This is a genomic window from Sinorhizobium sp. 7-81 (assembly GCF_030124405.1).
GTDB lineage: Bacteria > Pseudomonadota > Alphaproteobacteria > Rhizobiales > Rhizobiaceae > Sinorhizobium > Sinorhizobium psoraleae.
On sequence record NZ_JASKLT010000039.1, the window covers coordinates 1 to 10,345 of the forward strand.

The following is a 10,345-nucleotide window of genomic DNA, read 5'->3' on the forward strand; positions in this document are numbered from 1 at the left end:
ACCTCGTGATCCTCGATCGGCAGATCGCCGAAGGCACGATGGTTGATCCCGCCGTCAAGCGGCTGCTCACGATCACCGGCGTCAGCCTCACCGTTGCGCCCGGGTTGATGGCGGCAATCGGTGACATCGCCCGCTTCAGGAGCCCCCAGAAGCCGGTCAGTTACTTCGGCCCCAATCCGCGTGTCCATCAATCAGGACTCGGCGCTGCTCAACACGGACGCATCAGCAAGGTTGGCCGCAGCCATGCCCGCGCGATGCTGGTGGAGGCGGCATGGGCAGCGGCGAAGGCACCAGGTCCCTTGCACACCTTCTTCGTCCGGGTCCGGGCCAAACGCGGCCATCAGGTCGCCGCAGTTGCCGTGGCAAGGAAGCTGGCAGTGCTATGCTGGCATATGCTGACTAAGGGGAAGGACTACTTCTGGGCGCGACCGAGCCTTGTCGCCCACAAGACGCGCAGCATGGAATTGCAAGCCGGCCAACCGCAGACAAAGGTAACAAACGCGGCCCCGCCTACGCCTACAACGTCAAGGAACTTCGCGATCAGGAGATGCGCGTCGCCGAGCAGGCCGAGAAGCACTACGAACGCTTCATAGACGCGTGGCGCCCGCGGCGGCCAAAGGAAAAGGCCCGCGGGCGCCTCAATTCGGTAAGGCTCGAGATAAGGCGGCCTGGCAGCACTCTCAGCCGATGCGCCGCGCTTCACCACGAGGTCACCCGCGCAGGCATAATTTATCACGTTCCGAAGGAAAGTGCTTGTCGATCTCATCCGTGCTGTGAAGCTTGGTCCAGTGCTGCCTGGGAAAAGTCATGTACGCGAGCACGTCCTGTTCGGCGCTGTCCATGATGCTGGCGAGCTTGACACTTTCGGGCTGATCTGGTCGGCGACTGCTCTCCATTGGGCGCTGGCGGCCTCCGGCGTGTCCTGAGTAAAGGCGGTGGCGATGAAGGCGGAAACCACCCGTCGGCCGCTCTTTCTGGCATGGCCATCGCGTTTCTCATGAAGTGGACCCCGGGGGCTGTTGAAGAAGTAAAGGTTTCTGATTCACTCGTTCCAATGGCGAGTCAATCAGGGGGATGGGAGGCTCAGGTTAACATCGCCATTCGGTGGTTTATCGGCTTCGTTGGCGTCGCTGACCCGCATCCGTCAACGCTGGGGCGCAGAGCGTTTTCGAAAGATCTTTGAGCGGACGGTAAAGTCTGTGTAGCGGCCAAAATTGCCAAGGGCGAGGTGGTCCATGTCGACGCCTCACTCATCCGCGCGGACGTAAGTTGGGAAAGCCTCGCGATCCGTCGCGTCGATGCCGTCACCGACGCCAACGAAGACGCAAATACCGAACGAAACAGGCGCAGGACAGGCAATAAAAGAAGGTTTGCATCGCCGATCCTGACGCGTCGATGGCGACCTACGGGCGCAATCGTCCGCTGGACCCAGCCTACAAGCAACATGCTGTGGTGGACGACGCTGTGGCGTAATTTTAGATATGGAAGTCACCACAGGCGAGGTCAACGAGGGACAAGTTATTCTTGGTCGTCTCGACACGATTGCTGAGATGATAAGCACGTCAATTAAAACCCGTAACGGCCGATGCCGGCTATGCTTACGCCAAGGTTTTTGCGGGCATGGAGCAGCGCGCAGTCGAAGCTGCTATTCCGGCAAAGGCAGAGCCAATCCGTAGCCCAGTGCCAATGAGCAGCTTTCGTTACGACGCCAGGTACGTGTTCTAAAATGTCCGCGGCAAAATGCTGAGGGTAGGGCACCGTCAAACACGGGCACTTCTTTACATCTCGAGCTGCCGACTGTCGGCATTGCGGTCTGGCTCGACTTTGCCCCTCAAAAGGACGCGTTAATAAGGCGGTGCTCGGTGATGACTATCCCGCCCTCCTACGAGCTCGTCGACGACGAGAACGATGGTTGGATGAGGACCGAGCATTGAACCAGCGCCATCGATGGCGATCGGAGGGCTATCGCGGCGAAGCCAAGACCTGGCACAGGCTATCGCGGGCGATAGGGCGTGGTCTTACCAACATGAAGATCCAAGCCCACCTCACTGCCGCCGCTTTGAACCTAAAGCGGCTGGCGGCTGCACTTTTTGCGTTACTACTGCTGCGTAGGCGCTTCCGAAACACTCGGGATCCCTCGAGGGGCCGAAACAATTCTTGGTCTGAGAGTTCACCGCTATAACGGAGAAGCCTCCGGTGGTGCATTATTCAACAGCCCCACCCATCACCTTTGTTAAGTGGCGGAAAGGACCTTAGAGACAGCGGCGTTGATCCCTTTACGGGCATCGGAGACGATCAGCTTGACGCCGCTGAGGCTGCGTCTGGTCAGCTTGCGCAGAACTCCAGGCTCGGCTTCGGTCGTACCGATCTCCGTGCCCAGGACCTCGCGGCGTCCGTCCGTGTTGGCACCCACGGCGATTGATCAAGGGCGACACGATACGGCCACCGTGGCGCCGATCCACAGATAGGGCCAGTCGCCCTCGATCGGCCGGCGACGGTTGGCGCCTGGCTCGGGCTAACAACGCGGCGCTACCAGTCAGGTGAGGTCGACTATAACGGTCATATCTCACGAAGAGGTGACAACCATCTGCGCGGGCTGCTTTACGAAGCAGCGACAGCGATGCTTAAGCGAACCAGCGCCAAGAATAAAAGCCGTCTCAAAGACTGGGGGCTGAAGTGACGCGCGGCTTGGTTTCAAGCGGGCCACTGTGGCCGTCGCCAGAAAGCTTGCGTCATCATGCACAGCATGCTCAGGACAGGACAAATCTTTAACGCATCGGCTGGTGCCACCGCATAAGCAACCGCCAGCCTTCTTCCCTCAGCGCCTCAAACCTGAGGCACTGAGCGCCCCTGCTGCGGACGTCGGTTGGATCATTCCGCTACGAGTGGCTGTAGCTCGTTGAGACTGCGCTCTACACATAGGAAGGTCCTGCCTGCGAAGCCCATTGTGCGGCGACATTTGTCGACCGCGAAGACAACCCTGCTCCCAGCCCGGATAGCTCCGAAGGACATGGCCGCTGAGCGCCGATCCACCGATCAATTTACTCCGCGTTGCCTACCGAACACCTGGCATGTCGCCGAATGCCTAAGCCACCTTGACGAATGGAATGCGATTAGATGGGATATTCGGCTTTGCGTCTCAGCGTCGACCATTGCGGATTGCGGTGCTGCGCTTCTGGCCGATGATCAAACGAGGTCATGTCTTTCAACAGCCTCAACCATCAAAGGGGAAGCGCAGCATGAAACACTATTGTGCACTGGATGTGTCGGTGAAAGAAACGGCGGTCTGCATTGTTGATGAAACAGGCAAGATTTGCCGGGAGACGAAAGTTGCTACTCACCCTGAGGACTTGATCTCGGTGATCAAGGATCCGAAGTGGCAGATTGAGCGGATCGGTCTTGAAGCCGGACCACTGTCGCAATGGCTTTATGAAGGACTTGCCAAGGCAGGATTGCCGGTGATCTGCATCGACACCAGGCATGCCAAGGCATTTTTGAAAGCCCAACCGAATAAGACGGACCGCAACGATGCGCGTGGAATAGCCCAGATGATGCGCGTCAATCTCTACCGGCCTGTGCATGTGAAGACACTGACGAGCCAGAAGCACCGGGCATTGCTGACCGCGCGCAAACTCTTGCAGGAAAAAGCCATCGCCATCGCGAATGAAATTCGCGGGTTGTTGCGCAACTTTGGTCTGAAAGTCGGATTGGTCGGCAACGTCAAATTCGAGGAGCGGATCAATGAGCTGGTCGAAGACAGGCCTGATCTACACGAAATCATGCAGCCATTGCTGGCTGCACGCAAATTGCTGCGCGACGAGTTCACCAAGCTGCACAAGAAGGTTTTGGATCGGGTCCGCGAGGATGAAGTTTGTCGACGGTCGACGACAATCCCTGGTGTCGGCCCCGCTGTCGCTCTCACCTATACGGCAACCATCGATATTCCTGGCCGGTTTGCACATTCAAAGGCGGTGGGTTCTGTGCTCGGGTTGACGCCGAAACTGAACGAGTCTGGTGAAAGCAAACGGGTCGGGCGAGTATCCTGTTGCGGTGACGCGATGATGCGATCCCTGCTGTACGAAGCAGCGCAAGTCCTGCTCGTAAACGTTAAGAAATGGTCGTGGCTAAAAGCCTGGGCGATGGATATCGCCAGACGCCGCGGGAGGCAGAAGGCGGTTGTAGCGGTGGCCCGACGGCTTGCTGTGATCATGCATCGCATGTGGAGTGACGGAACCGAATTCTGCTGGACGCGGGAGAGCCTGCCTGTTGCTGCGCAATAATTAGCAACCAAGGTGACGAGAGTAAACGAGACGAGAATATTCCGCCGCCGGTGGAAAGATGTCCTTCGCAGGACGACGGATGGGGTGAGTTCGCGTGGTTGTCTTGGTACGGTCGTTTGTTGCGATCAGGTCGCCGATTAGATTGTTCCGCCTCATTCTTCTGGTCCCATAATGGGAGGGCCACATAGGCCGAGCCCGGAGAGTAGCGCGATACTGCGAAGACATGACCTCACCACGCCGAATAGAGCAGACAACCACTCCCTGTGACATCATCACCGCAGGCGCGCGATCCCTGAGCCGCCCGCGTGACAGCTTAACATATCAATGCCGCAGCGCTCATTCCTCTTGACCCGCAACAAACCGTCGCAAAACCTTAGCTAAATTGTAATTTGCATCTCGGATCATTATTGCCAACAATTGTCTCTGCAGCATTTAACACTTATATTCGCCCTACAGCCAGAATGGGAAAGCATTCCTTGCCACGACTTCCGTCAGCACGTTTCGTCGTGATGGGTCTGAACCACGACCATGTGCTTCGCCAGGCTAGTATCCTCCTAGCAGCTGGTGCAGAATTCCACTCCTTCTATGCGCCGGAGCAGGATCTCGCGGTCGAATTTGCCGCGCGGTGTGTGCAAACGCGACGGGCATGCTCAATCCAGCAGATGTTAGAGGATGAAACCGTTCAACCGATTGTCTGTGCGCAATTTCGCATGAGCGAGGCAGTACCATTCGTCATGGCAAAAAACGTAATGCTCGAGAAATCTGCACTTGTAACACTTCAAGAACTTGACAAAGCACGAGCCGTGCAAATGGAGACGAGCCGCATTTGTTCGGTGTTTTTCGCTCGGCGCTTTGAGAACGGCGCCACCGTGAACGTGTTTGAACTCGCGCGTTCCGGCTCCGTTACAACTGGTCTTGGCCCGCCCCGCGGCAACCGGACAACTCGACCCCCGTGGTTCTTCCAGCCTGCATGTCAGGCATCCTGGTGCTTGGCACAGGTAGGTATATGGAAAAACCGCAAAGTTGTCGATATTGCGGGGTGACCCGGCGCAAGCTTCTCGTCACCGCCAATGCACTCGTCAAAGACGATCGCATCTGGGTCGAAAAAAGTGTTCGATCAGAACGGAAAGGAGCCGACATCATGCCAACTCGGATAGTTCAGGTGGGGCTTGGTCGATGGGGTTTAGACTGGGCTGAAACTGTCATACCTCAAGTGCCCGAAGTTGAGGTAGTAGGCTGGGTCGAACCGAACCCGGAGACGCTGGAGCGATTGAAGTCGCGGCTGGGGGCTAGCCCGAACCAATGCTTCCCAAATCTCGATGCAGCGCTCTCGGATGTTGCTGCAGACGCTATCTTGATTACAGCTAACGTTGGGGCCCATGCTTCCCTAGTTGAGCGCGCGCTTGGCGCCGGCAAGCACGTATTGGTGGAGAAGCCGTTTGTGTCTACGGTCGTCGAGGCGGAACGTCTCGTCGATTTAGCAGACCGTTCCCATCTCATTCTAATGGTGAGCCAGAACTTCCGCTTCTTTCCTGCAGCCATTACCGCCGCCCGTCTCGTCAGAGAGCAGGCACTCGGCCGGGTCGGAGCAGTCCACATCGAGTTCAGGCGGTTCGCGAATTATACCCAGGCCGAGGAGGCTTACGGCGTGTATGCCTTACGACAACCCTTACTTGAGGACCTCAGTATCCATCACTTTGACCTGATGCGTATGGTGCTGGGGCAGGAACCCCGCCAGGTATACTGTACGGCTTGGCAGCCGACGGGGAGTTCGTTCAGAGAACCGCCCGCAGCAGCTGTGACGATTATCTTCGATCAAGGAACCGTCGTGACCTACCGCGGCAGTTGGCTTAGTGATGGGAAGGAGACTCCCTACGGTGGCGAGTGGCGTTTGGAATGTGCCGAGGGCGAGATCCTCTGGACCTGCCGGGGTGACCGTGATGTCAGCTTGGACGGCGATCATGTTGTGATCCGGAAGCGCGGCCAGCCTGCAGTACCGATCCGCCTTCCCGAGATGCCGTCGTTCGGGCGCAGAGAAAGCCTGGCAACCTTTGCACGCGCCGTCGAGACTGGCACAGCAACTCCTTACGCCAGCTTAGGTCGCGACAATATTGGAAGTCTCGTTCTGATGCAGGCCGCAATTGCATCGGCGACAACGGGATGTGTAATCCCAGTCGAAGCCATACGATCCATGCCTGGCGCAAGGCTCAAGGGCAGATAGCGCATCCTCTAGCCCTTTTTGCGGGAATATATACGGCCATGCTTGAGCATGAAGGCGCTCGCATGCTGCCGGTGAACGCGAAGCGTCTCGACTGCGGCCGCCCGGGCGCGGACGAGATCCCGCATTGCTTCGTGCTCTTCATCGGGAACAGCGTAAGCGGTAAGCAAACCTCGTCTAGCCGAGGGGTGAGCGGTCAGGTATCGGTAGCGGACACGATGAGCTGCTGTGAGCTTCTATGTCTGCGCCTAGTTCTGGAACTAGCACTACTTTGGCAGATTAATCCTCGGTTAACGATGATCGGCCATCTTTGGCGCTTTCACAGGGGTGCAGAGGATGGCGGAGCAGGATGTTGCACTGGCGGATTGGCTGAAGCCGTTCGTTAGAAGCTTGGCCACAAGAAGCGTGCCAGATGTGCCCGATCTATGTTTCGGGCCTGATCGCCCCGGGCGATCGCAAGAGCATTGAGCCGATGGCGGAGCGCTTGGCACCTGATCGCTACGACCGCCTGCATCAATTCATCTCGGATGGCATTTGGGACGCCGGTCCGCTTGAGGCGGAAGTGGCGGTGCAGGCTGACAGAATAGTCGGGGCTACGGATGCTTTTCTGATGATCGATGACACAGCTCTTCCGAAGAAGGGCGACCACTCTGTTGGGATCGCACCACAATATGCATCGATGCTGGGCAAGAGATCCAACTGCCAGACGCTGGTGTCATTGACGCTGGCACGCGACGCGGTTCCTGTTCCCGTTGGCCTGCGGCTGTTCCTGCCCGACAGTTGGACCAGTGATCAGGATCGGATGGAGCCGGCGTTCCCGAGCTATTGCGCAAATCCCGCACCAAACCGGAGATCGCGCTTGACGAGATCGATCTGCTGATTGCCGCGGGCGTACGGTTTGGCACCGTGCTTGCTGACGCAGGTTACGGTCTGTCGGCCGCTTTTCGCCAGGGTTTGAGTGCGCGGGGTCTCACCTGGGGCATTCCCAAGCATCAGAAGGTTTATCCCCATGATGTCGCATTGATCTTTCCTGTTGCTGGCCATGGACGACCGCGCAAGCATTCAATCCCCGATACGCTGGCGACAGCAGCCGAAACGATCCTTGCGGCCTCGACATGGAAGACGCTCAGCTGGCGGCGTGGCACCAAAGGTCGATTGGTAGCGCGCTTTGCTGCCGTTCGCATTCGGATTGCCGATGGAAGAACTCGGTCTCGATCACTTCGAAGGCCGATCATGGCAAAGCCTCCACCGACACGCACTGATGACAATGATCGCTTATGCCTTCCTGCAACATCAGCGCCTACACAAGGCAAAGCGGGAAAAAAGGAACAGACGCGGTCCGCCTAAACCGACACTGCCAGCCATCCGACGCGCCGTCATGCCGCGCTCTCAAACCACCATCCACCACAACGATGTCCACACTGCCGCATCAGGTTCCAAATGACCCCAAAATAAATTCTGCCAAAGTAGTGCTAGGCTCCAGACTCATTAATTGAGATAGAAGCAGCAGGTCGCGGCGATGAGGATAGCGGAGAAGAAGGTGTGGGCGCATCGGTCGTATCGGGTGGCGATGCGCCGCCAGTCCTTGATCCTGCCGAACATGTTTTCGATCCGGTGCCGTTGTTTGTAGAGCTGCGCGTCGTACTCGATGGCTTGCCGGCGGTTTCGTTTTGGGGGATGCACGGGGAAATTCCCTTCTCCTTCAGCTCATTGCGAAACCAGTCGGCATCATAGCCGCGATCGGCCAGCAGCTCTTTGGCCTTCGGCAGGCGCTCGATGAGAGCGCGTGCGCCCTTGAAGTCGCTGACCTGGCCCTCGGTGAGCAGCAGCAGTAAAGGACGGCCGAGCCCGTCGGTGACGGCGTGAAGTTTGGAGTTCAGGCCGCCTTTGGTGCGTCCGATATAGCGGGAAAGAGCCCCTTTTTGAGCAGGCTGGCCGCTGTTCGATGGGCTTTGAGATGTCGATCATCAGCCGGTCGGGCGTTCCCGCCTTGCCGGCAAGCGCCTCGAAGATGCGGTTGAACACGCCCATGCGGCTCCAGCGGATGAAGCGGTTATAGAGGGTTTTGTAGGGGGCCGTATTCCTTCGGCGCGTCGTTCCACTGAAGCCCATGTTTTATAACGTAAATGATCCCACTGACGACCTTCAGGTCATCGGACCGTTCGACGCCATAGGCCAGCGGAAAAGTAAGGCCGGATCCGCCCGAATTGCGACGGCGTCAGCAAGAACAAATCACTCATGGAGCACCTCCTGCCATGTTGAATCAGAATCCGACCGAAAGCGGAAGCCTGTTAATCAACGGGTCCTGAGCCTAGAACGTTCCATATGATCGAAGCTGTTGCCGACCGCCTTGAGGGTGCTCCGCGGCAGCTTCGCCGGCGTTGGTCGGAGTTCAAGGCGCAGGTTGTCGCAGAGGCACTCGAGCCCGGCGCAAGCGTCTCGGCGATCGCCCATCGGATCGGCATTCTTCCATCCCGGCCCTTCGCTTGGCGTCGTGACGCTCGGGTGGGGCGACGTGCTCCATCGCGGCTTTCGGGTTCCGAAGCAGCCGTGGTGCAGGCTGGCGGGCGCGGTGGTCGAGGTCGTCATTGGCGACATTGTCATGCGCGCCGGCGCGGACGTCGACGAGGCGCACTTGCAGCGGGTGATTCCGAGCGGTGCGGTCGGCATGATCCCCTCCGGCGTGAAGGTGTTCCTGGCTAGTCATCCCATCGACTTCCGCAATTATGTGAAGCTTGCAGTTATGTGGGTCCGCCGCGCAATTGCTTGCCGCCTGCGGTGATTGAGAGTGGGTTACTCGACATAATTTGTCGATCGTCCGATGGATTTCAGCATCGCGAGCAGCTTGTCGGGAGCGGCAAAGCGACCCGGCTTGAGCGACGGCGGCGCTATCGCGGCAAGCGCCTCCAGTTTCTCGGATAGATTTCTGTGCTTTGCATGCTGGCGTGACCTAGCCAGAGTGACACCTTGCGTACATCGCGGGTCACCTTCAGGGTATGCGTCGCGCAGGTATGCCGCCTACGTCGATCGAAACATAGCTGGCTCTGTCTGCCCGGCCCGACCATGTCCGGTAGCTTTTGACCGGAAACGCAACCCTCGGAAGAATAGTCTAGGGCCCGTCCATAAACGCCTGTTTTTGTGGGGCTTTCAAAGGCTTTTTGCTGGCTGACGCGTGTTTCTTGGACGCGTGATGGCACAATGCCATGCAGGTTATCACCCGAACAGCGACCTGGCGGCAATGGGTCATGGGTATCGGCCGCCGCTCGCGGGGCGCGCTCTGAAGGCTGCCGGATGAGGAGCGTCAGGTCGGCCTGAGGCGGCGAAGAGGGCGAGATTGTAAGCGACCACCGAGGACCAGACATAAGCCTTGAAGTGGTCGAGCCCGCGCCAGGTGCAGCGCCCCAAGCCATAGGCGCGTTTGAGGCAAGAGATGCCGGCCTCGATGCCGGCGCGGAAGTTTCTGAGCTTGCGATAGACCCAACGGCTCCTGACCATGTCTTCGATCTTGAGACCGCGCTTCTTGTGGAAGGCCATGTCGCGGATGACGCAGGCTTTGGCTCCGCTCAGATTCTCGCGGCTGGCATAGCCGCCGTCGGCCGCCGCCTGACGCGGCGGCTCGCCGTAAAAAGCGATGTGGCGTTCCAGCATCGGCAGCAGGCGTTCGCTGTCGGCCGGGTTGCCCGGTTCGATGACAAGGTCGAGGATCAGTCCGCTTGTGCCGGTGGTCAGATTGAGTTTGTGGCCGTAGTCGACGTCGCGGCTGCCCTTGACGATGATGTCGACATGCGGCTCGAACAGGCTCGCCAGCTTCTCGCCAGCCGGCACCGCCTCGCCGGCCAGGACCCGC

The 10,345-nt window shown here is 58.6% G+C and carries 5 protein-coding genes and 9 pseudogenes; 9 read left to right on the forward strand and 5 right to left on the reverse strand.

What is annotated here, in order from left to right; genetic code table 11:
- The coding region (locus tag QN224_RS32985) for a transposase (RefSeq protein WP_283980098.1) at positions 1–593 on the forward strand (593 nt) is incomplete at its 5' end.
- A 159-nt stretch (positions 594–752) separates the two neighbouring features.
- On the opposite strand, the pseudogene QN224_RS32990 reads toward QN224_RS32985, so the two are convergent.
- A pseudogene (locus QN224_RS32990) lies at positions 753–1,008 on the reverse strand (transposase); the annotation flags it as partial.
- A gap of 70 nt (positions 1,009–1,078) precedes the next feature.
- Here QN224_RS32990 and QN224_RS32995 point away from each other — a divergent pair.
- Positions 1,079–2,104 (forward strand): annotated as a pseudogene (locus QN224_RS32995) (transposase); the annotation flags it as partial.
- Positions 2,105–2,236: 132 nt separating this feature from the next.
- Here the strand turns inward: QN224_RS32995 and QN224_RS33000 are convergent.
- Positions 2,237–2,491, reverse strand: a pseudogene (locus QN224_RS33000) (transposase); the annotation flags it as partial.
- 3 nt (positions 2,492–2,494) lie between these two features.
- On the opposite strand from QN224_RS33000, the pseudogene QN224_RS33005 reads away from it, so the two are divergent.
- From QN224_RS33005 to QN224_RS33020, 4 genes and pseudogenes are all read left to right on the forward strand, one after another.
- Positions 2,495–2,797, forward strand: a pseudogene (locus QN224_RS33005) (transposase); the annotation flags it as partial.
- A gap of 442 nt (positions 2,798–3,239) precedes the next feature.
- Positions 3,240–4,280, forward strand: a complete 1,041-nt coding sequence (locus QN224_RS33010) for an IS110 family transposase (RefSeq protein ID WP_283980099.1) — start codon at positions 3,240–3,242, stop codon at positions 4,278–4,280.
- Positions 4,281–4,687: 407 nt separating this feature from the next.
- Positions 4,688–5,323, forward strand: coding sequence for a hypothetical protein (locus QN224_RS33015; protein WP_283980100.1), 636 nt, complete (start codon positions 4,688–4,690; stop codon positions 5,321–5,323).
- Positions 5,287–6,501: a Gfo/Idh/MocA family oxidoreductase gene (locus QN224_RS33020; RefSeq protein ID WP_283980101.1), complete on the forward strand. Its 1,215-nt coding sequence runs from the start codon at positions 5,287–5,289 to the stop codon at positions 6,499–6,501. Before QN224_RS33015 ends, QN224_RS33020 begins: the two co-directional genes overlap by 37 nt.
- A gap of 11 nt (positions 6,502–6,512) precedes the next feature.
- Here the strand turns inward: QN224_RS33020 and QN224_RS33025 are convergent.
- A pseudogene (locus QN224_RS33025) lies at positions 6,513–6,677 on the reverse strand (IS110 family transposase); the annotation flags it as partial.
- Between the two features lie 157 nt (positions 6,678–6,834).
- Here QN224_RS33025 and QN224_RS33030 point away from each other — a divergent pair.
- Positions 6,835–7,942: pseudogene (locus tag QN224_RS33030) on the forward strand (IS701 family transposase).
- Positions 7,943–7,986: 44 nt separating this feature from the next.
- On the opposite strand, the pseudogene QN224_RS33035 reads toward QN224_RS33030, so the two are convergent.
- Positions 7,987–8,738 (reverse strand): annotated as a pseudogene (locus tag QN224_RS33035) (IS5 family transposase).
- A gap of 85 nt (positions 8,739–8,823) precedes the next feature.
- Here QN224_RS33035 and QN224_RS34025 point away from each other — a divergent pair.
- Together QN224_RS34025 and QN224_RS34030 are read left to right on the forward strand one after the other, a co-directional pair.
- A pseudogene (locus tag QN224_RS34025) lies at positions 8,824–8,961 on the forward strand (transposase); the annotation flags it as partial.
- A 109-nt stretch (positions 8,962–9,070) separates the two neighbouring features.
- Complete coding sequence (locus QN224_RS34030; protein ID WP_283980102.1) at positions 9,071–9,280, forward strand: hypothetical protein; 210 nt, start codon at positions 9,071–9,073, stop codon at positions 9,278–9,280.
- Between the two features lie 539 nt (positions 9,281–9,819).
- On the opposite strand, the pseudogene QN224_RS33050 reads toward QN224_RS34030, so the two are convergent.
- Positions 9,820–10,345: pseudogene (locus QN224_RS33050) on the reverse strand (transposase); the annotation flags it as partial.

Excerpts from the sequence above, each read along its gene's own strand:
- QN224_RS33020 (WP_283980101.1), top strand. The coding sequence starts at position 5,287 with ATGGAAAAACCGCAAAGTTGTCGATATTGCGGGGTGACCCGGCGCAAG.
- QN224_RS33010 (WP_283980099.1), top strand. The coding sequence starts at position 3,240 with ATGAAACACTATTGTGCACTGGATGTGTCGGTGAAAGAAACGGCGGTC.